This window comes from Flavobacterium aquidurense, assembly GCF_002217195.1.
Taxonomy (GTDB): Bacteria; Bacteroidota; Bacteroidia; order Flavobacteriales; family Flavobacteriaceae; genus Flavobacterium; species Flavobacterium frigidimaris.
The window spans coordinates 19,567-42,120 of record NZ_MUGR01000036.1 but is presented as its reverse complement, the minus strand read 5'-3'; the positions used below and the strand labels follow the sequence as shown (position 1 = coordinate 42,120).

Annotated in this window: 17 protein-coding genes; 8 read left to right on the top strand and 9 right to left on the bottom strand. The window is 35.7% G+C overall.

Translation table 11 applies throughout. From position 1 onward, the window contains the following. The first annotated feature begins 11 nt into the window (after window positions 1–11). The 4 genes from B0A67_RS18495 (at window position 12) to B0A67_RS18480 (ending at window position 5,572) form a co-directional block, all read left to right on the top strand. Window positions 12–905: an MlaD family protein gene (locus B0A67_RS18495; RefSeq protein WP_072963110.1), complete on the top strand. Its 894-nt coding sequence runs from the start codon at window positions 12–14 to the stop codon at window positions 903–905. Window positions 906–1,049: 144 nt separating this feature from the next. Continuing rightward, window positions 1,050–3,881: an AsmA family protein gene (locus B0A67_RS18490; protein ID WP_072963113.1), complete on the top strand. Its 2,832-nt coding sequence runs from the start codon at window positions 1,050–1,052 to the stop codon at window positions 3,879–3,881. 6 nt (window positions 3,882–3,887) lie between these two features. Continuing rightward, window positions 3,888–4,376, top strand: coding sequence for a low affinity iron permease family protein (locus B0A67_RS18485; RefSeq protein ID WP_072963116.1), 489 nt, complete (start codon window positions 3,888–3,890; stop codon window positions 4,374–4,376). Further along, on the top strand, window positions 4,373–5,572 hold the full coding sequence (locus B0A67_RS18480; RefSeq protein WP_072963119.1) for an NAD(P)/FAD-dependent oxidoreductase: 1,200 nt from the start codon (window positions 4,373–4,375) through the stop codon (window positions 5,570–5,572). The genes B0A67_RS18485 and B0A67_RS18480 overlap by 4 nt, the downstream gene beginning before the upstream one ends. A gap of 90 nt (window positions 5,573–5,662) precedes the next feature. Here the strand turns inward: B0A67_RS18480 and B0A67_RS18475 are convergent, their stop codons facing one another. Both B0A67_RS18475 and B0A67_RS18470 read right to left on the bottom strand, forming a co-directional pair. Next, window positions 5,663–6,613 (bottom strand): bifunctional helix-turn-helix transcriptional regulator/GNAT family N-acetyltransferase, encoded by a 951-nt coding sequence (locus B0A67_RS18475; protein ID WP_072963123.1) that lies wholly within the window; start codon window positions 6,611–6,613, stop codon window positions 5,663–5,665. Between the two features lie 387 nt (window positions 6,614–7,000). After that, window positions 7,001–8,026, bottom strand: coding sequence for a helix-turn-helix domain-containing protein (locus tag B0A67_RS18470; RefSeq protein ID WP_072963126.1), 1,026 nt, complete (start codon window positions 8,024–8,026; stop codon window positions 7,001–7,003). 218 nt (window positions 8,027–8,244) lie between these two features. Here B0A67_RS18470 and B0A67_RS18465 point away from each other — a divergent pair, with 218 nt between their 5' ends. From B0A67_RS18465 to B0A67_RS18460, 3 genes are all read left to right on the top strand, one after another. Beyond that, the gene (locus B0A67_RS18465) at window positions 8,245–8,730 is read left to right on the top strand and encodes a DNA-deoxyinosine glycosylase (protein ID WP_072963129.1); all 486 of its coding nucleotides are present in this window, start codon (window positions 8,245–8,247) and stop codon (window positions 8,728–8,730) included. A gap of 140 nt (window positions 8,731–8,870) precedes the next feature. After that, window positions 8,871–9,011: a hypothetical protein gene (locus B0A67_RS25030; RefSeq protein WP_207557358.1), complete on the top strand. Its 141-nt coding sequence runs from the start codon at window positions 8,871–8,873 to the stop codon at window positions 9,009–9,011. 40 nt (window positions 9,012–9,051) lie between these two features. Then, window positions 9,052–9,486, top strand: coding sequence for a DUF6526 family protein (locus tag B0A67_RS18460; RefSeq protein WP_072963131.1), 435 nt, complete (start codon window positions 9,052–9,054; stop codon window positions 9,484–9,486). 75 nt (window positions 9,487–9,561) lie between these two features. Here the strand turns inward: B0A67_RS18460 and B0A67_RS18455 are convergent, their stop codons facing one another. From B0A67_RS18455 to B0A67_RS18445, 3 genes are all read right to left on the bottom strand, one after another. After that, window positions 9,562–10,734: a hypothetical protein gene (locus tag B0A67_RS18455; protein ID WP_072963134.1), complete on the bottom strand. Its 1,173-nt coding sequence runs from the start codon at window positions 10,732–10,734 to the stop codon at window positions 9,562–9,564. Between the two features lie 393 nt (window positions 10,735–11,127). Further along, on the bottom strand, window positions 11,128–12,546 hold the full coding sequence (locus B0A67_RS18450; RefSeq protein WP_072963136.1) for an MATE family efflux transporter: 1,419 nt from the start codon (window positions 12,544–12,546) through the stop codon (window positions 11,128–11,130). Between the two features lie 159 nt (window positions 12,547–12,705). Then, a complete protein-coding gene (locus tag B0A67_RS18445; RefSeq protein ID WP_072963139.1) occupies window positions 12,706–13,170 on the bottom strand; it encodes a MarR family winged helix-turn-helix transcriptional regulator in 465 nt (154 codons plus the stop codon). A gap of 171 nt (window positions 13,171–13,341) precedes the next feature. Here B0A67_RS18445 and B0A67_RS18440 point away from each other — a divergent pair, with 171 nt between their 5' ends. Continuing rightward, window positions 13,342–14,259, top strand: coding sequence for a hypothetical protein (locus tag B0A67_RS18440; RefSeq protein ID WP_072963141.1), 918 nt, complete (start codon window positions 13,342–13,344; stop codon window positions 14,257–14,259). 145 nt (window positions 14,260–14,404) lie between these two features. On the opposite strand, the gene B0A67_RS18435 is transcribed toward B0A67_RS18440, so the two are convergent. The 4 genes from B0A67_RS18435 to B0A67_RS18420 all read right to left on the bottom strand — a co-directional run bounded on the left by B0A67_RS18435 (window position 14,405) and on the right by B0A67_RS18420 (window position 22,531). Next, window positions 14,405–16,429: a glycoside hydrolase family 97 protein gene (locus tag B0A67_RS18435; RefSeq protein WP_072963144.1), complete on the bottom strand. Its 2,025-nt coding sequence runs from the start codon at window positions 16,427–16,429 to the stop codon at window positions 14,405–14,407. Between the two features lie 26 nt (window positions 16,430–16,455). Continuing rightward, the gene (locus tag B0A67_RS18430) at window positions 16,456–17,700 is read right to left on the bottom strand and encodes a glycoside hydrolase family 71/99-like protein (RefSeq protein WP_072963148.1); all 1,245 of its coding nucleotides are present in this window, start codon (window positions 17,698–17,700) and stop codon (window positions 16,456–16,458) included. A gap of 271 nt (window positions 17,701–17,971) precedes the next feature. Beyond that, window positions 17,972–19,486, bottom strand: a complete 1,515-nt coding sequence (locus B0A67_RS18425) for a RagB/SusD family nutrient uptake outer membrane protein (protein ID WP_072963153.1) — start codon at window positions 19,484–19,486, stop codon at window positions 17,972–17,974. A gap of 24 nt (window positions 19,487–19,510) precedes the next feature. Beyond that, window positions 19,511–22,531 (bottom strand): SusC/RagA family TonB-linked outer membrane protein, encoded by a 3,021-nt coding sequence (locus tag B0A67_RS18420; RefSeq protein ID WP_084074608.1) that lies wholly within the window; start codon window positions 22,529–22,531, stop codon window positions 19,511–19,513. Window positions 22,532–22,554 lie beyond the last annotated feature (23 nt).

The window sequence follows — 22,554 nt, the reverse complement described above, 5'->3', positions numbered from 1 at the left end:
AATTAGAAATCATGGATAAGCAATCTGGATATACTTGGAAATTAGGAATGTTTGTAACAATAGGTTTACTGCTTTTTGTAATGGCAATTTACTTTATTGGGAAACAAAAGAATCTTTTTGGTTCTACATTCAACATCACCTCACAATTTAAAACCGTTAGTGGTTTAGAGGTGGGAAATAATGTTCGTTTTTCAGGAATTAATATCGGAACGGTTGAAGAAATTCAATTAATAAACGATTCTTCTGTTGTAGTAAGAATGGTCATTAAGGATGAAGTTCGAAAATTTATTAAAACAGATGCCCGTGCCAGTATTGGTTCTGACGGATTAATGGGCGATAAAGTTTTGACTATTTCTCCAGGTGCAAATTCGACAAAAGTGGTAGAAAACAATGGTGCAATCGCTTCTGTTAACGGAATTGAAATGCAGGATTTAATGAAAAGCGTGAAAAAAAGTGTAGATAATGCCGCAGTAATAACGGATGAGCTGGCCATTTTTAGTCATAGTATGAATACCGGAAACGGTGCTTTGGCAAGATTAGTCCGTGATGATAAAATGGCGAATAGCGTTTCTAATACGCTTTCTAATTTAGAATCCGGTACAAAAGGTTTTAGCGAAAATATGGAAGCTGCAAAAAGCAACTTCCTGCTTAAAGGATACTTCAAGAAAAAAGAGAAAGAAAAAGAAAAGAAAAAAGAAGAATTAAAAGAGCAAAAAGAAGAACAGCAGGAAAAGGCTGAAAAAGCTAAAGAAGAAAAGGCCAAGGAAGAGAAAGAGAAAGCTGAAAAAGCCGAAAAAGAAAAAGCTAAAGCGGAGAAAGAAAAAGCAGAGAAAGCCAAAGAAGAAAAAGAAAAACTGGAGAAACAGAAAGCTGAAGAGGCTAAAAAAGCTGAAAAAGGAAAATAATAAAAGAAATTGTTTTATACACCTAGAAAACATAGAGGATATGCTTAATAATTAAGAGCACAAAAAAAGTGAAATACCTTTTTTCAATTTGTAAATTCTATGCTTCTATGGGGCAAAATTCGACTACACATAATCTCAATAATTATGAAGACCTCATATAAAAATATAAGCCTTAAAATTCTAAAAGTCACAGGAATAGTAATAGCAAGTATCTTGCTGTTACTTTTTTTGATTCCGCTGCTTTTTCCCGGAACCGTAGCTACTGAAGTAAAGAAAATTGCAAACGAACGCTTAGATACCAAACTGGATTTTTCGAAGTCCAGACTTTCTTTTTTTACCCATTTCCCTTCACTTACAGTCTCGCTTGACGATTTATCCCTTACCGGTTCAGCGCCGTTTAGCAACGATACTTTGCTTAAAGCGGAGCAAGTGGCTTTTGGGATTAACTTAAAGAGGCTGATTTTCGACAATGAGGTAAAAATCAATAAACTGTATGTTTCCAAAGCCTTAATTAATGTAATGGTGAACCAGAAAGGGCAAGCCAATTATAATATATATGTTGCTCCGGAAGACCGTGACAAAAAACCAAATGATCCCAATGCACCTGAAGAGGGAACTGCAATCCGGTTAGAACGAATTGATCTTGAGGATTGCCATGTCAAATACAATGACCGTTCAGCTAAAATTCTTGTAGATGCAAAAGGTTTTAACTATGTTGGAAAAGGAAATCTTAGCGAAGATATTTTTGACTTAAATACCGATGCCCGAATTGATAATGTCGATTTCTATTATGATCAGACAGCTTATCTTAGAAAAAAAGAAGTCCGCGCTGATTTAATCACCAGAATCAACACACACGCCCTTTCGTTTATTCTTCAAAAAAACGAATTGAAAATCAACAAATTACCTTTAAAATTTACTGGTTTATTTACCATTCTAAGAGATGGATATAAAATCAACATCAAAGCAGCGTCTGAAAATACAACTCTAAAAGACCTGTTTTCTGTGATGCCTCCGGAATATCTTACCTGGATGGACGAAACCGAAATCTCCGGTAAAAGTGATTTACTTTTTACTTTTAGAGGAAATTACAATGTAGCCAAAAAACAAAAACCGGATTTGGCTTTTAATCTAAAAATTGATCAAGGTGCCATAAATTACCAAAATGCCCCCGCCCCATTCACTGATTTTCAGATGAATCTGAATGCAGTTCTGCCTTCACTGGATATCGAAAAACTGTTGATTAATCTGGACACTTTTAAATTTAAAGTAGGAGAAAAAGATTATTTCACTGCTTATCTGCGAAGTAAAGGTTTTAATGAAATGACCGTAGATGCAAGTGTAAAAGGCGCCTTGGATTTAGCTACAGTCGACGCTGCACTGGGTTTGACAAGCATTGATTTAAAAGGAATTTTAAAAACCAACATTCAGGCGAAAGGTATTTTTAGTGCTTCAAAAAAATTGTTTCCTAAAACTATTGGCGGAATCGCGCTGCACAATGGCTGGCTCAAAACAGATTCTTATCCTAACCCTATAAAAGACATTACTTTCGTTGCCAATGTACTCAACAAAGCCGGAACATTTCAGGACCTGATTGTTGCCGTTGCTCCTGCTTCATTTGTTTTTGAAGGAAACCCAATGTATGTCAATGCTACACTTTCTGACTTTAGTGATTTGGCTTATAATGCCAAAATAAAAGGAGAATTGAACGTAGGCCGCATCTATCAGGTTTTCTCTCAAAAAGGACTCGACGTTACGGGTTATGCCAAAGCAGATCTTTCGCTTAAAGGAAAACAAAGTTATGCCACAAAAGGACAATATGAAAAACTGGATAATCGCGGTACAATTGTATTAAAAAATATAAAAGCAACCTCAGAACTCTTTCCGAAAGCCTTTTTTATCCAACAAGGAAATTTCCGTTTTCAGAATGAAAAAATGTGGTTCGAAAAGTTTGACGCTACCTACGGAAAATCTGATTTTGCGATCAATGGTTATCTTCTCAATACCATCAATTATTTCTTAGAATCGCACGGAACTTTGAGCGGTAACTTCAACATGAAATCGAAACTGATTAATGTCGATGAATTCATGGCGCTTAAAAAAGGGGAAAACACAGATCGTAATCTTGAAGTGCAATACGCCAAAGAAGATCATCCTAAAATGAGTGGTGTTGTCATTGTACCCAAAAATTTAAATGTCGCACTGACGGCAAATGCGGATAAGATCGAATATAACGGATTGGTTTTAAACCAACTTAACGGAAAAGTGGGCATTACAAAAGAAGGCTTTTATCTGCAGAATGCCACATTTAATATTATCGATTGTCTATTAGGAGTTAATGCAACATACAAAGACGAATCGCCAACATCAGCACATTTTGATGCTCATTTTACAGCCAAAGATTTCAGTGTTCAGAGAGCCTACAATGAAATCCCCATGTTTCATGATATGGTAACAGTAGCTGAAAAAGCACAGGGAATTATTTCTGTAGATTATAAAATAAAAGGAGATTTAAACGGTAATATGGGTCCCATTTATGAATCTCTTGAAGGTGGAGGAAAACTAAATTTGCGCGATGTAAAAGTAAAAGGATTAAAATTATTTGACGGCATTAGTTCACAAACCGGACAGAAAGGTCTGGATGATCCTAAACTGGAGGGAATCGAAATTAATTCGACTATCGATAATAATTTAATTCATATTGAACCTTTCACTTTTAGTGTGGCCAGTTTTAAACCTACTATCAAAGGAACGACAAGTTTTGACGGTCTTTTGGATTTGCGGATGCGATTGGGATTACCTCCTTTTGGTCTAATCGGATTTCCAATTGTGATTACCGGAACACATGAAGCTCCAAAAATTAAAGTCTTTAGCAAGACAGGTCAAAAAATTAATGACGCTGTTTATGATGAAAAACACAATAAAGTAATTCGGGAAGAAAAAGTAAGTAAAAAGGTAACGAAACGTAAAAGTTAAACCCAAATGAAAACTAAAAAAACAAAACAAAGCAGTGCTTTCGAAAAATTTGCCACCAATGTTTCTAAAGCCGCAGGGAGCACAACTGCTTTTATTGGAGCTTTTTTAATCGTGGTAGCCTGGGCAGTTTCAGGACCCATTTTCGATTATTCAGAAACGTGGCAACTCGTTATTAATACCGGAACGACAATTATTACTTTTTTGATGGTTTTCCTGATTCAGAAAGCACAGAATAAAGATTCGCTTGCCATTCAATTGAAATTAAACGAATTAGTGGCATCTAACGAATATTCAAGCAATAGTCTGGTAGACATTGAAAGCATGACGGAGGAAGAAATGATCATTGTTCAGAAATACTATCACAAACTCAGTGCGCTTGCCAAAGAAGACGAAAGTATCCGAAACTCCCACTCTATTGCAGAAGCCTCTGAACAACACGAACGCAAAGACAAAAACAGAACTAAATTACGTACCAGAAATATCACTAAAAAATGAAACTACGATCCACTGAAACTTTCTGGCCCTTAAAAAGTGCCATGAAATACAGTTATCCGTCTATCGATACAGATCTTAGGACGGAAATTTTAATTATTGGCGGAGGAATAACCGGAGCATTGATCGCTTACAAGTTAATCTCTGAAGGCAAAAAAGTAATATTAGTCGATCGTCGCGACGTTGCTAACGGAAGCACGGCTGCAAGTACTGCACTGCTTCAGTATGAAATTGATGTGCCACTGCACGAACTCATTAAAATCAGAGGTGTAGAATGTGCCGTTGATAGTTACACCAACGGAAAAAAAGCCATCTTTGATCTTCGCACTATTATCGATACTATAAAAAGCAACTGCCAGTTTGAGTTCAAAAAAAGTATTTATTATTGCTCCCTAAAAAAGGATATTCCGTTTTTAAGAAACGAATTCAAATGCAGAAAAGAACATGGATTTGATGTCAACTGGCTCGAAAGATGGGATCTCGAAAAATTAGGATTAAACGCTGTTGCCGCCATAGAATCTAAAACTGCGGCTGTAATGGATCCTTATAAACTGGCGAATGATTTACTGCATTACTGCCACAAAAAAGGCATGCAGATTTTTGACCGGACCAATATAACATCCATTCAAAATCAAAGGGGAAGATCTGTAGCGCATACCGAAAGTAAACATACCATTACTGCAGATCACGTGATTCATTGCAGTGGCTACGAAAGTATCGAAACACTAACCGAAAAAGTGGTCGATCTAAAAAGCACTTTTGTCATCGCTTCAGAAACTGTTGAGGATTTGCCGCCGGCTTTTAAGAATGCTATTTTTTGGGATACTTCTTCACCCTACCTTTATTTTAGAGTCACAGCCGACAACAGAATCATAATGGGCGGAGGTGATGAAGAGTTTAAAGATGCAACAAAACGCGATAAGTTATTGCCTAAAAAAGAGCAATATCTTTTAAGACATTTTAAACGAAAATTCCCCAACATTAATTTTAAACTAGATTATTCGTGGGCAGGAACCTTTGGAGAAACAAAAGATGGTTTGCCATACTTCGGAAAACCGAATCCGGGAAAAAATGAACATTATGTTCTGGGGTTTGGAGGAAACGGAATTACCTTTAGCGTAATAGGAATGAATTCTATTTTAGACTCCATCAATAACAAAAAGAATCAGGATTTAGAGTATTATAGGTTTGGACGGTAAAAAGGTTTCCTTTTTAGGTTCAAAGTAACAAAGATTCAGAGGGACAAAGTTTTGAAACCTTTGAACCTTTGTTGTTCTGAACCTTTGAACCTAAATATTTAACTCCATCTGAATATTACAACGTTTATAAGGTGTTGCCAACCCAAAAACTTTTTGAAAACCCAATTTATAGTACAGATTTATGGCAGGTTTGAGTATCGTATTGCTTTCCAGATAAATTTTAGATGCTCCTGATGCTCTGGCACTATTTATAATTGCCTGCCCCAATAAAAACCCAATATTTTTTCCCTGCGCTTGAGGCGAAACGGCCATTTTTGCCATTTCAAAATCATAATCTGAATCATTCATTTTAATAAGCGCACAAACTCCAACAGGCTCATTGCGATACAAAGCCACAAGAATTTTCCCGCCTTTGTTTAAGATATATTCATCAGGATGGTCTAACGCCTTATAATCTGCTTCTTCCATTTCAAAATAAGTCGAGATCCATTGTGTGTTCAATGATCGGAAAGCATCGAGATATTTCGCCTCAAATGGGACAATCTGGACATCCTGGCTTTCGCGTTTTTTTTTGTTTTCATTGACTCTTTTAAGCAAGCTTTTTTGCTCCAGTAGAAATTCCCATTCCTCAAGAGCTGCCCAGAGATTATGGCTCGATTCCGCTATTAAACCGTCTACAGCAGCTTCAACATCTTTTAGCTGTAATTTTAATTCTTTCGAGAATTCCCAACCCTTCGGTGTCAGCCCAACAATATTTCTTCGTTTATCACTGCTTTTTTGATTATCCTCTACCAATCCTACTGCAATCATTTCCTGGACAATTTTACTCACTGATGGCTGCGAATGACCAATTTCGGCTGCAATTTCTGTAATTGTTATTTCCTTTTCTTCTATCAGAGTATAAAAAACAGGAAACCATTTTGGCATAAAATTCATACCATAAGACTCATATATTCTTGCAGCGTCATCAGTTATAATTGCTGTCATTAAACGTAAACGGCTTCCCAAAGCCACTTTACCCACTTTATTAAAAAATTCCATATATAATCAATTACATAACTAGTTATGCAAAAGTAGGTAAAAAAAATTAGTTACAAAGCAACAAAGGTTCAAAGCGACAAAGTTTTTTTGTAGAAACGCACAGCAGTGCCTCTTTACTAGGAACAATACATCCATTATTGTAAACGAATGCCCTAGCCCTGATAGAAGTGGAAATCCTTTTGTGCCGGTCCAGAAACTTCGGGGAGGTACAAAAGATTGAAACGGATAGCAGGACTCGAGCGAAGCGAATAGACGAATTAAACAGCTCTTAAAAAAAATCAAATATCAAAATTAAAATCATCACGCTTTTAAACAAAAAAAAGACGCACTGTTGTGCGCCTACAAGACCTTTGTTCCTTTGAACCTTTGCTGCTTTGAACCTCTTCTCTAAGCTGTAATCGCCAGCGGATTCAAATTGAATTTATATTCTTTTGGACTGCAGTGGAATTTTTGTTTGAATATTTTCGAGAAATAGCTTCTGCTTGTAAAACCAATGCAGTAAACAATTTCGGATATGTTCAAGTCTGAAGTTCTGATTAGAATTTCGGCTTTCAGCACCCGCATATGGGTTATGTAGTCGTTTACGGTTCTGTTGTGGATCATTTTGAATCCTTCCTGCAATTTATTTGGAGACAATCCTGATTTTTTACTGAGCGATTTAATCGTAAAAGCTTCTTCCGGATTGGCTTTTATCGCTTCAGAAAGTTCTTTAATTTCTTCCATTTCGCGTAAAGTCAGGCAATTTGCATCTTTTGAGAAAGTACACTGATCGTCTGTATGCTGTTGGATTTCCATTGCCAGAATGATTCTTAGAATTCCTTCTTTCAAAAGATTTCTAACAATTCCGGTCTGAGTGATGGCATTTAACTGCTCGATTTTTTCAGCAATTTTAAGATTGTATGAACCTAAATAGAAAAAATCCTGAATTGCATTATTTTCAAAAAAAGTTTCTTTTACTTTTTGATTCAAAGAATGTATCTGATCCTGGGCAGCATTTTGAGTGCCCACAATAATTAATGTAAATTTCGTTTTTTTGTCTTTTTCAAAAAATAAAATGTTATCCTGTTTTTGCTTTGAAGTTACAATGGCAGTCTGAAAAGTTTTAAACTTTCTTTCTTCGCCATCAGCACCAAAACTATGTGAAAGGTTACCTTTAGAACAATAAGCAAAATATATAGGAGACGATTTCACATTTATAATATCCATGCGAACATCGACTGAAAACGTCATATCAAATTGAATGTATGAAATATTATCATTGAAAGAAGCACCAATAATGGAACCTTTTGCAAAGTTATTATTCGTTTCGAGTGTATATTCGTCTAAATCAAATGTTACTTTACCTCCGAAGTTGCTGTTTAACTCTTCGAAAATATTTTGGGTTTTTTCTGTATTTATAGTAACTATTTTCATTGTGCAAGGATTTAAAAATTCTACTTAATTTTAGATAGATTTATAAAAAGAAAAAGTCCGTTTTGTGGTAATGGATATCTAAAAATCTATAGGTCAAAGTTCGCTCAGAAGTCCGCTATAGATGTTATATAATTTTTTTAAATTGTTTTATAATTACCTATGAATGATTATTTTATCTTTTAAAATCTTTACCTTGTTACTATGCAAATATAAAATTCATGAAAAGTTTTTCATTTCCCCCTATATCCAATCACGATGCTAATGTTTTGATTTTAGGCACAATGCCGGGAACAAAATCATTAGAACTTAACCAATACTATGGTCACAATCAGAATAATTTCTGGAAATTTATGTTTACCATTTTCAAAGAAGATTTTTCGAGTGACTATGAAACTAAAAAAGCGCTTTTACAAAAAAACAAAATTGCTTTATGGGATGTGCTTCAGTTTTGTGACCGGGTGGGAAGTTTGGACAGTGCCATAAAAAACGAAATAGCAAATGATTTTGAAACGTTTTTAAAACAGCATCCCAATATCAAAACGATACTATTCAACGGACAAAAGGCGGCGGCTTTCTTCAAAAAATATGTTCATCTGCAAAAATCGTATCAACTCATCACTTTACCATCGACAAGTCCGGCAAATGCCAGCAAAACATATCAATCGAAATTAGACCAATGGAAGATTATCAGTTCTTTTTTATAAAGTAAGGCTAACGAATTGAAGAATTCAAAACAAAAAAATAAGAATTGAATCTTTAAAAGTTGAAATCATATAACACATTCATTTTAAAATATAACAGCATTCTGACAAACCCCACTAATTTTACTTAAACAAAATAAGCCATGAAAAAGAATGATCATGCAAGTGAGGCTTTTTTTATTATTGATACTACTAAACAAACTCTAAAAAGTTTAAGTTATAAAGGAAACATTGGTTATGTTAGTTTATTTTTGGAAAAAAAGCTATTCTATTTTTTAGGGTAGCTTTTGTTTTTTTTATACCCTATTTAAAAACAAAGAAACTATGAAAATTCAAACCTATTACAATCACATACGCTATTATGGCCCGCATCATTTTGTTTATTATCCTGTTTTGTCGCTCTTTTTAGCGGCAAGTATTTATTTTGCTTTTACAACAAATGATTCCCTAATCTGGTCGTTTATAAGCGTTGGTTTTGTATTCTTGTTTTGTCTGGCTTTTATGTTGCGCCAGCATTACGCCCTGATTCTTCAAAACCGAATTGTACGATTAGAACTCCGATACCGTTATTTTACCCTTACCGGCAAAAGATTTGAAGAATTGGAATACAAATTAACGGACGATCAATTGTTTGCCCTGCGTTTTGCTCCTGACAACGAATTAGTACCTCTTATCGAAGATGCCCTGAAAAACAACCTGAGCGGAGATGCCATAAAAAAGGCAATCGTACACTGGAAAGCCGATTATAACAGGGTTTAGGATGTCAATTGCAAAAAATCAATTTCAATAATTAATGCAAATATTGAAAAACACAAAATTCAATTTGAGTTTTACCTATGCTGTTTTTCTTTTATAATTGAACAAAATATAAATTAAAAAACCAAGCAGCCAGGCTCCTCCAACTACACTAAAAAAGATCCCAATGATCGAGGGATGAAGATAGTTGGGTTCGTAAAACAATCTGTCTAAAGTTGTGATTTTTTCTTCTAATATCTTTCTGTCGTAGTTATTATTGATTCCGTTAAGCAGTTCATTATTATGATCTTTAAAATAAGCAACCTCTTTAGCAAGCTGTTTAGGAGTAATAGAACTTTGGACGCTATACTTTTTAAGCAAAGTATCCAGTTTCTGAAAATTAGCAACCAGTGAATCCGGCTTATACTTATAAATAAGCTTGTATCGTTTTACTGCAGCATCATACTGTTGTTTCTCAACTGGAATACCTTTTACAGGATTGTACAGCGAATTATTCTCTACAAATTTGCAAATATCAACGTCGTATTGCGGATCAACTTGCCTGCCTTTGTAGATAATTTCAGTACTGTCTTTTATAACATTCTTTTTAATTATTCTTTCCAGAAGCTCTTTTTTGCCAAAACCAATACTATCCAAAATTGTACTGGTTACAGCAGAGACTTTATTTAAATCCGTAGTTAGCATTTTCAGAGTATCAATACTGTAATACTTGTATTCAACACTATAATAATTACCCGAAATCAAGGTACTGTCTACAACCTCTGTAACGGGATAAGGTTTTGGGTATAATATATTAAGCGGATTGAATAACTTCTCTGAATTATAAGACGTATAATTATACAAAAACGGATTCAGAACATTCAGCAGCGTTTTGTCCTTATTGAATTTTGCTTCAGGCAATTCCGTTTTTAGTTTTGCATTCATACCAAAACTGTAACTGATAAAAAACGAAAAACTCAAAAAAGAAATCAGCAGTAATACACCACCAATTTTGAGCAGATTAGGAAATGAATAATTGCGCCTCGAATGATTTTTCAACAAAAAGATCAGAAAAAAAAGTAAAAACAATCCTGTTACAAAAAAATGCGAAATCGATACATCATCATAAAACTTAAACCTGTAAAACTCTGTATAAATATAAATATTTCCTATTCCTTCAAACTTAAAATAGCCATATAAAAAATAGCCTAAATGAATGATTAATAGCACTACAAAAGACTTTACGAAGAATTGCTTTAAATTTTTATCCATAATTGTTTTCAGATTATACTTTCAAATATAGACAATCAAAATTTAAATAGCAATTGCAAAATTCAATATCAATACCAGATCACAAATAAGATTTAATCTCAGACACACCACTTGATATTGTCATCATAATTTAGCTTTGGGCGTGCCACCATCCTGACAAGAGAGCAAATTACTGTGCGCTTAAAACACCCTCTTGTCAGGATGGTGTCGGGCTATCCGCTGCGCATGGCGGATTGCTACTATCGCTCATCCGGCATTCGTATACGAGAGATCTGCGTCATAACTACTATATTGTAATTACCTCATCGACATTAAAAAAGACGCATTACTGTGCACCTCTACAGGAAACTTTTATCCCTTTGAACCTCTGAACCTTTGCCCCTTCTAAAAAAACTATTTCACTTCAAAACCTTCCTTCACAATTTCTTTTTCGACTTTATCGATCAGTTTATTTGTTTTACCGCTAAGTCTTTCCTTTTTCCAATCGCCTTTGGCATAAATAAGCATCGTTACTATAGCTGTAATTACGGTCGAAATTGGAAAAGCCCACCAAATTCCAACTGCGCCAAGCGATGTATTATGCGATAATATATACGCTAAGGGAAATTGCAAAACCCATTGCGAAACCAAGGTCAGGATCATAGGAAGCGTTGTATTTCCTACGGCTCTAAAAACACCCAATAAACACATCTGAAGTCCTAAAAATCCCCACGAAAGACACGTAATTCTCAGGAAAGTTGTTCCCCCTGCAATAACTGCGGGATCATTGGGTACGAAAAAAGCGATTAGATAGGGTGCAAAAGCATATGCAATGATTCCAATTCCGGTTAATAATCCAAAACCTAAATAAGCCCCCAGTTTTGCTATTTTTCCGGCACGAAGCATATTTCCGGCACCAATATTCTGCCCTACCAATGTTGCAATTGCCATCGAAAGTCCCAAAGCTGGAATCATAATCAATTGAATCAGGTTAGAACCTGCTCCGTAAGAGGCTACAGTTGTAGTACCAAAATGCACAATCAGAAACGTAATTGCAGTCAGGCCAACTGCGCGCATCGATTGTTCTATCGAAGATGGAAAACCAATTTTAAATGCTTTTTTAATATGTTTAAAATCCGGTTTAAAATCTTTGAGCTGTAAATGAATTCCGTGTTTTCCTCTGAACAAAATGGCAAATCCTATGATAATTGCCAAGCTCTGTGTAGATAAAGTTGCCAAAGCCGCGCCCTTTACTCCCATTGCCGGAATAAAATGCCATCCAAAAATGAACAAGGGATCCAAAGCAAAATTTAGAATTACAGTTCCCAAGACAATATAAACTGGTAAAGTAACACGGCCAACGCCACGCATCACCGACTGAAAAATCATGAAACTAAAACTAAAAACCAGTCCAATGAAAGCTATTTGCATAAAACCCAATGCATTTGCATACACTTGCGGGGTGACTTTGAGCAGGTATAAAAAATAAGGACTCAGCCAATAGCCAATAAAAGATAGTACTACAGATACCGTAATTACCATCAATAAGGTTTGAGCGGCAACATGATTGACCATTTCCTGAAGGCCTGCCCCAAAATACTGCGCAATAAGTATCGATCCGGCAATTGCGAGTCCGGTTCCTAAAGCAATCGTAAGGAAAATCACGGGTGTGCTTACAGAAACTGCAGCAACGGCATCTCCTCCCAAACGTCCTACCCAAAAAGCATCCACCAATTGGTAAGCGGCTTGTAATAAATTAGCAATCATAATAGGCACTGCTAATTTTAATAAGGAAGAAAGTATCGGACCTTCTAATAATTCGGTTTTGTTCATTTTGTATTTTTTGTTTTTTGTTTTATGCCACGAATTGCATTTTTAATTATTGTTATCATGTTTAAAAATTCGAGCTGATTTGTACAATTCGTAGCGAACTTTTTTTAGAATCGAAAAATTCCCAAAAACCAGTCTGATCTTTACAATCAGTGGGCTATTTTAAAGCGTATCCAGTTTATCTGCATAACCTCTAATCGTTTCTAAGGCTTCTGCTCTCTCTTTGGCTGAAAAAACTGCCAGAACCTCATCTTCTGCTTTTTTCATCAAAAGCCGAATTTTTTTTGCCAGATCTATCCCTTCATCTGTAAGACTTACAATATTTTTCCGTTTGTCCTCTTTGTCTTTCTGAACAGCGAGCAAAGCCTTTTTCTCCAACGCATTTATACTTCTTAAAATAGACGATTTATCACGCATTGTAATATCTGAGAGTTCCCTTTGTGAAAGATTCTTTCGCTGCAGAATCATAATCAACGGCAATTGCTCTAATTGTAAATTTATTCCGGCTTCATTCATCAAGGCATTTGTATGACGAAAAATAGTCCGTTTTATTCGGTGAATCTGAAAGAAAAAACTTTCTGAAATTCCATCTTTAAAAGCATCAAAATCTTTTTCTTCTTTTTCCATAAAACAAAATTACAAAAAAGAGTGATATGTCAACTAATTTTAACAAAACACATAATTAACTGACTATCAAACTTATCTAAAAAATAATAAGCAATAAAAACAAAAATGAATGATTTTTTTTGTTAACTTTAAGTGTTAAAATTATATCAATAAAATTTAAAAATAAATCCGATGAAAAAATTATTTTATTTTTTGATACTTTCCTCTTTTTGCCTCCCAATTCAAGCTCAGATTACCGCCGAAATCCCAGTACAACATTCCTTACCTTCTTTGCAAGAAACCAGTTCAGAAGATTTTCAGGATTATGATGTAAACGAATTACCCTGGCATGCAAGACGATTTAAAGTAACTGCCGGAGCTTTTTTTCCTGTAAATAATACTCAAATTCAGGTGGGTACCAACAACGGAAAACATGGTACGGAAATAGATTTGGAAGATGATTTGGGATTTTCAAAATCCAGCTCGTCATTTATGGGAACATTTGACTGGCGCATTTCCAGAAGGTCAAGATTAGGTTTTGAATATTTTGCTTTAGACAGAAGTTCTTCTAAGACTCTACAAAAAGAAATTGATTTTGGTGAACATACTTACGAAATAAACACAAGGGTTAGTGCCTTTTTTGATGTTCAGATTGCCCGAATTGCATATGGTTATGCCTTTTTATCCAAACCAAAATACGAAGCCGGTCTGCTAATTGGGGCACATGTTTTATTTGCTGATTTAGGTATGCGCGTTGAGGCCAATCAGGCGATTGCAGAATACAGGGATAGTTTTAATTTTACAGCGCCCCTACCTGATGTGGGGATTTGGGGAGAATTTGTTTTGACAAAACGATTTGGCCTATATGTTAATGCCAATTATCTTGCCCTAAAAATTGATAATATTGATGGCCGTATAATAAGTTACAATCTGGCTCTTTCTTATAATGTATACCAAAATTTAAGTCTTACGGCCGGATATACCGGATTAAACTTTAAAGTAGATACTGAGAGAGACAGGTTAAATGGATATTTAAAATGGGGTTATAACGGACCAACTATTAGTGCTGCTTATACTTTTGGCAATCATGTTAAACTTTATAAACATTAGTTTTTTTTAAAGGCACTTAGCTTCTAAGGTACTGCGGTTTTACCTGAAACTTCAAACTTGAAACTTCAAAAAATAACAAACCCGATAACTCTTACAGCTATCGGGTACATTGCACCAACTTAAACTTAACTCAAAATAATTCAAACTAACTTATTTTTTCAATTGGAGTGAATTTTATAGCTGTTCCTCCTCCGGCTGCCAATTTAAGATCTAATATTGTTTTGTTATTCACTTTTTGTTTTGAAATTGTAACAGGATATGGATTTGTTTTATAATTCGCTCCTGCTCCATCAGCATATATTTCGGCTTCATAGTCTTTTCCGCTATCTAAAAACGACAATGTTACTTTTAGGTTTCGGGCGTAGCTATTTGTTATAGAGCCTAAATACCAGTTTTTCTCGTCCCAGTCTTTACGGACAATTGTTGTATACTCTCCTATTCTGGAATCTAAAACTTTAGTATCTGACCACGTACACGGAACGTCTTTTATGAACTGAAACTCCGGTTTTCCTTCGTAATTCTCCGGTAAATCTGAGGCCATTTGCAACGGACTAAAAATAATAACATACAATGCGAGTTGATTGGCCAAAGTCGTTTGTACTCTTGCTCCGGAAGGTGTTTTATAATCAAAATTGAAGTTCCCCGGCGTGTAATCAAACGGACCTGAAAGCATTCTTGTAAAGGGTAAAGTAGTCAGATGTTCCGGTGTATTTCCTCCGTCAACAGACCAGGCGTTGTACTCCTGTCCTCTTCCACCTTCTTGTGTCATAAAGTTAGGATAAGTACGCTGTAATCCTGTTCCTTTTATAGGTTCATGATTGTCGATCATGATATGATATTTGGCTGCAGTTTCCATCACTTTTCTGTAATGACGTGCTCCGTACTGGCTATCATGCCATTCTTTTTTATCCAGATATTTATTTACATAACCGGTTTTTACCGTATTTACACCCATTTTTTGATACAATTTAAAAGCATCTTCCAATTGGCTTTCATAATGTTTAGTAGCACCTGCAGTTTCGTGATGTCCAATCAAACGCACATTTTTGATAGCGGCGTATTTTGTGATTTCTTCCAGATTAAAATCAGGATATGCTTTTACAAAACTAAATGAAGATCCATCAGCCGTCCAGTCGCCATCCCAGCCTTCGTTCCATCCTTCTACTAGAACTCCGTCTAAATTATTCTTCGCAGCAAAATCAATATATTCTTTTGTATTCTTGGTTGTAGCACCATGTTTTGGTCCTTGTCCCCAAGTATATTTTTCTAAGTGCATTCCCCACCAGATACCAATGTACTTCGAAGGAGTAATCCACGAGAGATCTTCAATTTTCGAAGGCTCGTTGAGATTAAGCATAATTGTCGAAGTTGCTACTTCTGCGGGAGTAGTGCCTACCACAATAGTTCTCCATGGGGTTTTAAAAGGCGTTTCTGCATATACTTTTACGCCATTAGCCCAAGGTACTAATTCGCTTTTGTATTGTTTATCATTTGTTTTAAGTAACGTCATTGAGGCAAAATCGGTTAGGTTGGCTTCATGTATAGCCACAAATAATTTTTCTTTGGTTTCTAAAGTAGCCGGTGTATTGATCGTATCGGTTTTACTAACCGATGTTTTGCGATAAGTACTCTCGTAATAGCTGTTTTCACGATGTACCGGAATCCACCAAACATCATTATCTGATTTAAAGGTAAATTGTGTGATTTCATTCGCTATTTCTACTTTCTCTAAATGTGGCTGTTTTGGAAACTCGTATCTGAATCCAACACCATCATCGAAAACCCTGAAAATAATAGTGACCAAACGCTCGTATCCTTTTGACTCTTTCAAATGAACAATTAATTCGTTGTGGTGATCTCTAACTTTTTTGAATTCTCCCCAAGGTTGTTCCCAGGTTTCATCTGCTGCCTTTTCTTCGGTGGAAACCACTTCAAAACCATCCGTCATTTTTTGGATTCCTTTAAATTCAAATCCCAATAAAGAAGGTTCTATAACTGATTTTCCGTTGGCTGTAAAACTATATTGAGGCTGACCCGAAGCGGTTAATTCAAAAACCAATTCAGTGTTTTTTCCCGGAGAACTTATTTTGTATGTTTTTTTAGTACTGCAGGCAAATAGTAATATTGACGCTAAAGCAATTATACAGTATCTATATTTTATGTTTTTCATTATTTAATTGTATTAATTACAACTCTTTATTTAATTTCGTTTAGTAACTGTTTTGCTTTTGCGGGCTGCATGGAAACAAAATAATTAAAAGCCTGGTCTATTTTTTTCTGGGCATCGGCATTGCCTTTCTTTTCTATTCTCATATTGTACATTTTACTGATATCAGGAAAAACACTCTCGGTATTTTTTACACCCGCAAATGCTTTTACCTTTTCGATATAAGTGTAACCAAATTCTACTGTTGGCTCGAACATCGTTCCTTCTCCAAAGTCATTCCAGGTGATCAATTGCAGGTAATTGACCTTGGCATTCTTGGCCATGGCAAGTGTTTCATCAAGAGTAGCTCCGTTGTTGTGTTCTATCGTCCATCCAATAGCAGCTCCGCCACCTCCTTCTGCATAAAAATCTTTAAAACCAGGATAAGCACTCCCCATTGCAACGCTCAGTTTTGGCATTGTATTGGTATAAAAATTCGTGAGATAGGTATTGTTTTTATACACCCATGCATATTCTCCTGAGGCATTGTCTCCCGCATCTGCAGATTCGCCCCAAAGGGTCAGGAAAGTAGGTTTTGCGGTTAACGTATTAAAAACATTTGTCCATTCCGCAGGTGTCTGCAATACAATTGGTCCGAAATTCAGCAACAATGGTTTTCCATTTATTTTGATGTAATTTTTATCTCCAAAATAATTAGTTTGCAAATAGGCTAAGTCCGTTTTTGCTGCACCGGTAACTGATATTGCTTTTCCTGCATTTACTACATTTGGTAAAAATCGATCTTCATAAACAATGGCATATTCTAATCCAACTTTGTTTAACATGGCAATAAGCTGTTCTGTATTTTCTTTTACCATTCGGTAATCATTTACATCAAACGTGCCGTACCAATCTATCAAAACACCATCGATACCAGAATACTTCATCAATAATAAATGATTTTCAATCACATTTTTATCGCCTGAATGATAAGGGCCAATTAGCGGATAATAGTACGAGGCAATCTCTCTGCGATTGTTTGCACCAATGTTGTTTGGATTTTTGTTGGCCATTGTCCAGTGATATCCCCATTTTTTATCGGCACTACTTTCATTGGTTTCAAACCAAGGCATATAATGAACATAAATTTTGGTGCTATTTGTTTTTTCAATCGCAACAGGTTCAAATGTTTCCGGTTCTGTAGGTTTATCAGAATTTTTATCATCGCTGCTGCAACCTGCGGCCACTAAAATATTCATGATCCCAAAAAACAATAATGTGATAGTTTTTTTCATATTAATGTATTATTTGTTTTTATTTTTTTGCCACTGCTTAAAAAGATTTTTATAGATTCTTAAATCATTTTAATCTGTTAATCTGTGCTCAAAATTATTTCACGCAGATTTAAATTGATTTAATCCGATTTTACAGATAAAAATAATCTGCCTAATCTGCCAAAATCTGCGTGAAACAAAATCTTTTTAATTTTTTAATCCCGACAGAAAAAAAATATAAATATGTCAGCCTTCCACGACTAACCAACATGGAAGACTGACATTCACAAACCTAATTGGCAGGATATCCGGGATTCTGTACCAGGTTTTTATTGGTAGTTAAAACGGTGCTTGGAATTGGGAAAATAGCTCTGTATTTTTCAGTTGCTCCTTTTTCCCACCATGGTTTGAAGAATGTTCCAAAACGGATGTTATCTGTTCTTCTTCTTCCTTCAAAAGTAAATTCCTTAAGCAATTCTTTATCAATAAATTCAAGATCGATTACCGTTGGCATTTCTTCTCCGGCACGAGCTGTAATTTGCTGAATAAATGGTTTTGCCAAATCAGCAGATCCTAAACGTACATAACATTCAGCCTGCATCATCAGAATTTCGGCATAACGAATCAAAACAAAATCATGATCACGTTCCCATTGTTCGCCGGCTTTCATCTCGTATTTTCCTAAACGGACTCCTTGATTTTCTTTCGCATCAGCAACACTGTTTACTTCTTCTGTATAAGTAAGAGGTTCTCCGCTATCCATCATAATTACCTGACCTGTTGCGATATTAATCTGATCTCCGGCTACCATACATTTTCTTCTTTTGTCTGTGGCAGCAAAAGCAGAGTAAACGCCCGGTTGCGCGCACATTCCGTTGGCACTCCACGGATAATCATTTGGCAGGGCAGAAATTGTTAATTTATGCAGGTAATGACAAGACATAGAATTCATATAATTACCAACTGTCCCTGCTTTTTGATCGTACGGAATTGCAAAAATAATTTCCGGTGATTTTTCGTTTTCTGTTGCAAAATTGGCAAAGAAATCAGGCGCTAAAGTATAACCTGTTACTTTCTGACACATGTTGATGCAATCCTGCCAACGTGCTGTACCAATAAAAGCTTCTGAATTCAGATACAATCTTGCCAATAGCGAATAGGCTACGTTTTTTGTCATTTTAGAATACACCACATTTGAAGTTAAATGCGGAATAGCATCCAGCAATTCTTTCTCTACGAAATCATATACTTGTTTTCTGGTGGAATTTGATGGCAAAGAGGTATCTTCAAAATTAACTACGATTGGTACATTACCAAATGCATCGAGAAGATTGTAGTAATAATAGGCTCTCAGTGCTTTTAATTCTGCATAAATTGGCGCTTTCGCCGCATCTGCCAAAGACGATTTATCTACCTGATAAATAATCGAATTAATCTTGGCAATTCCGGTGTAGTTGTAACGCCAGGCTGAGAGGATCAGACGATTATCTGCTTTCCAGGTGTGTTTTTGTGCATCCTGGTACTGACCTCCATCGTACCAGTTTGTTCCTCTGGTTGGAATGGTAGCTTCATCTGAAACTGTTTCATTCAAAAAGAATACATATTCACTGGTTGGATAATTATTTGATATACCATCTGCAAATCCTCTTAACGAAGAATACGCTCCACCGACTAATGCATCAACCTCTTTTGGAGTATTTCCAAAATTTCCATCTTCTACTCTGTCATATAAATCTTCATTAAGATTGGTACATGATATCGTAAAAAGCACGCTCACTAATAATGCTGCTGTTATTTTGATTTTCATTTTTTATATTTTTGAGTTATTCGCTTAATTATTCAGCGTAAAATTTAATCCAAAAGAAATGGTAGTTGGTCGGGGATAATTATTGTATCTGTCGATTCCAGGAGCCGCTAATCCCGTTTTATCCATTACTCCAGTCTGATTTATTCCATCTTGTGCGTTCAGTCCAATTTCAGGATCGACGCCTTTATACTTTGTAAATACTGCCAGGTTCTCTCCCATAAGATAAATTCTAAGTTTAGAGCTTTTATATTTCAAAGGCATTGTATACCCTACAGAAAGAGTCTGAAGTCTAAAGAACGAAGCATCTTCGATCCAGTAATCTGAATATTTGGGAGCAGATGTAATACCGCTGCCAAGGAAATCATCAGGAACATTAAAAGTGGGTAATCTGTTAGGATCGTTCAGCATCATGTTGGTTGCATTTAAAGCTTTTTGACCAAACATTCCGTATCCTGTAATCCCTAAATCAAAGTTTCCGTAAGTAAAATTCATTCCGATACCCATTGTCAAATCAGGCTGAATGTTTCCTAAATCTGTTTTATCAGCATCGACTAAAGCGCTTTCAGCCACTACATTTCCTGCTGCATTATAGTACTGAATTTTACCATTTTCATCAAGTCCTGCATTTTTGAATCCCCAGAAAGTTCCAACCGCATAACCCTCGGCAATAATTTGAGAATACTGTCCTGACATCCCTGATAATCCGTGAAGCGATCCGCTATAGATAACATCTGTTTTATAAGTAGGGTTCGATAGTTTTTCTATTTTTTGAACGTTGTGTCCTAAAGTTAAATTAGCATTCCATGAAAATTTATCTCCTTTTATGATATCTGCATTCAAGGTAAGTTCAACACCTTTATTTGACATTTCACCAACGTTCGCCAACATTGTTCCTACTAAATAAGGAGGCTGCGGCACTTCGTAAGTATACAGTAAGTCGTTTGTGTTTTTTGCATAATACTCGAATGAACCTGTAATTCTGTTAAACAAACTAAAATCCAGACCAATATTTAATTGTTTTGTTGATTCCCATTTCAAATCAGGATTTGGATTTTGTGTTGGCGAATACGCTAAACTCCATCTTCCTGTAGTTGGATCGTAGTAACTGTCATTTCCAACTCCTAAGATCGAAAGTGATTTGTATTCTCCAATTCCGTCCTGATTACCGGTAACCCCATAACCTACTCTCACTTTCAGATTGTCTAACCATCCTTTTGCTGAACTCATAAACTCTTCGCTTGAAATTTTCCATGCTGCAGAAGCTGACGGGAAAGTTCCCCATTTATTGTTTTCTCCAAAACGGCTTGAACCATCTCTTCTTACCGTACCGGTTAGCAAATATTTTCCGTCATATGAATAATTAAGACGGCCATAAAACGAAACCAAATCTGATTTTCCTTTATAAGAATATACATCTCCCAAACGATAATTGTATCCTGCACCAAGGTTATTATAGCTAAAAGCATCTGTTACAAAACCACTGCGTTGTGCGCCAAATCCTTCGTAGATATTCTGTAAATAAGAATATCCGGCAAGAGCACCAATGGTATGTTTGTCTATTACTTTATTATAATTTACATAAAGTTCTCCCTGTGCATTCGCAAATTCATCGTATGTTTTTTGCGCATATCCTTTTTCTGTTGTTCCTTCCAGAACGGCATAAGTTGGTTTATAGGTATTTCCCTGTACCGCATTATGTTCGTACGAAATATTGGCTACTGCCAGGAAATCTTTTAAAAACTTTACTTCAGTTTTAAAATAACCCAATAATCTGTGTCTTTCATTATTCGTTGTTCTGTTGGTAAGAACCTCTACCGGATTATCATAAATTGTATTGATTACATTAGAAAATTTTCCATCAGCATCATATACAGGAATTGTTGGATTTAGATTATAAGCACGCTCAAAAATTCTATAATCCATTGGGTGCCATTTATCAACATTAGCAAATAAACCCATGTCAAATTTCACCTCTTTATTATCTCCCAGATATTGATAAGCACTAACGTTTCCGCTTAATCTTTCTAAACCTGTTTTTTTAATAACACCTTCATTATTCAAATACGAAAGTGAGGTTCTAAAACCACTGTCAGCTTTACCTGAATTAATGCTTATAGTATGCGATTGTGAAATTGCCGTTTGCTCAATTGCTTTTTGCCAGTTTGTATTTCCGCCAAAATCAACAGCGTCTTTATTTCCTGTAGAACGCATATACCCTCTCCATTGATTGGCTGACAAAAGATCTAAATTATCTGTTACATAACCAATACTTGATAAACCGCTGTAAGTAACAGAAACTCCTTTTGTACCTGATTTTGTTGTAATGATAATTACTCCGTTTGCTCCTCTTGATCCGTAAATGGCTGTTGCCGATGCATCTTTCAATACATCTACTGATTTAATATCAGAGGGCTGAACAATATTGATATCAACTCCTGCAATACCATCAACCACAATAAGCGGACTGTTACTTGCTGTAAGTGAAGTTCCTCCACGCAAACGTATAGTAGAGCCTGCGGCAGGATCTCCTGAAGGGCGGATAATATTTAATCCCGCAACTTTTCCCTGCAAAACCTGTTCTGTAGAAGAGATTGTCCCTTTTACTAAATCATCTGCTTTTACACTTGAAATAGCTCCTGTTAAATCTGATTTCTTTTGCGTTCCGTAACCTACAGAAACGACCTGAACTTCAGCAAGCATATAACCGTCATTTTGCAGGCGAACATCTAAATTGGGTTTGGTGGATGCTGTGATCTGAACCTTCTGAGTGGTTGATCCTATAAATGAAACTTCAATAGCACCTCCTACCGCTACGGTCAAGGCAAATTTTCCGTCGAAATCTGTTGTGGTTGCATTTCTGGTTCCCACCTCAATTACTGTAGCTCCCGGTAATACACTTCCCGTATTATCATAAACGGTACCTGATACCTGCTTTTTTTCCTGAGCAAACATTCCTGCCGAAAGAAAAAGCATGAAAATCATGAATACCACATTTTTAGTAGTCCACATTTGATGCAGGACTATTTTTGTATTTTTACTATTCATATCTAGTTATTTATTGTTTTTTA

Bases quoted from the DNA above. Each gene is read 5' to 3' on its own strand.
- B0A67_RS18495 (WP_072963110.1), top strand. From the start codon at position 12: ATGGATAAGCAATCTGGATATACTTGGAAATTAGGAATGTTTGTAACA.
- B0A67_RS18490 (WP_072963113.1), top strand. From the start codon at position 1,050: ATGAAGACCTCATATAAAAATATAAGCCTTAAAATTCTAAAAGTCACA.
- B0A67_RS18485 (WP_072963116.1), top strand. From the start codon at position 3,888: ATGAAAACTAAAAAAACAAAACAAAGCAGTGCTTTCGAAAAATTTGCC.
- B0A67_RS18480 (WP_072963119.1), top strand. From the start codon at position 4,373: ATGAAACTACGATCCACTGAAACTTTCTGGCCCTTAAAAAGTGCCATG.
- B0A67_RS18475 (WP_072963123.1), bottom strand. From the start codon at position 6,613: ATGGAATTTTTTAATAAAGTGGGTAAAGTGGCTTTGGGAAGCCGTTTA.
- B0A67_RS18470 (WP_072963126.1), bottom strand. From the start codon at position 8,026: ATGAAAATAGTTACTATAAATACAGAAAAAACCCAAAATATTTTCGAA.
- B0A67_RS18465 (WP_072963129.1), top strand. From the start codon at position 8,245: ATGAAAAGTTTTTCATTTCCCCCTATATCCAATCACGATGCTAATGTT.
- B0A67_RS25030 (WP_207557358.1), top strand. From the start codon at position 8,871: ATGAAAAAGAATGATCATGCAAGTGAGGCTTTTTTTATTATTGATACT.
- B0A67_RS18460 (WP_072963131.1), top strand. From the start codon at position 9,052: ATGAAAATTCAAACCTATTACAATCACATACGCTATTATGGCCCGCAT.
- B0A67_RS18455 (WP_072963134.1), bottom strand. From the start codon at position 10,734: ATGGATAAAAATTTAAAGCAATTCTTCGTAAAGTCTTTTGTAGTGCTA.
- B0A67_RS18450 (WP_072963136.1), bottom strand. From the start codon at position 12,546: ATGAACAAAACCGAATTATTAGAAGGTCCGATACTTTCTTCCTTATTA.
- B0A67_RS18445 (WP_072963139.1), bottom strand. From the start codon at position 13,170: ATGGAAAAAGAAGAAAAAGATTTTGATGCTTTTAAAGATGGAATTTCA.
- B0A67_RS18440 (WP_072963141.1), top strand. From the start codon at position 13,342: ATGAAAAAATTATTTTATTTTTTGATACTTTCCTCTTTTTGCCTCCCA.
- B0A67_RS18435 (WP_072963144.1), bottom strand. From the start codon at position 16,429: ATGAAAAACATAAAATATAGATACTGTATAATTGCTTTAGCGTCAATA.
- B0A67_RS18430 (WP_072963148.1), bottom strand. From the start codon at position 17,700: ATGAAAAAAACTATCACATTATTGTTTTTTGGGATCATGAATATTTTA.
- B0A67_RS18425 (WP_072963153.1), bottom strand. From the start codon at position 19,486: ATGAAAATCAAAATAACAGCAGCATTATTAGTGAGCGTGCTTTTTACG.
- B0A67_RS18420 (WP_084074608.1), bottom strand. From the start codon at position 22,531: ATGAATAGTAAAAATACAAAAATAGTCCTGCATCAAATGTGGACTACT.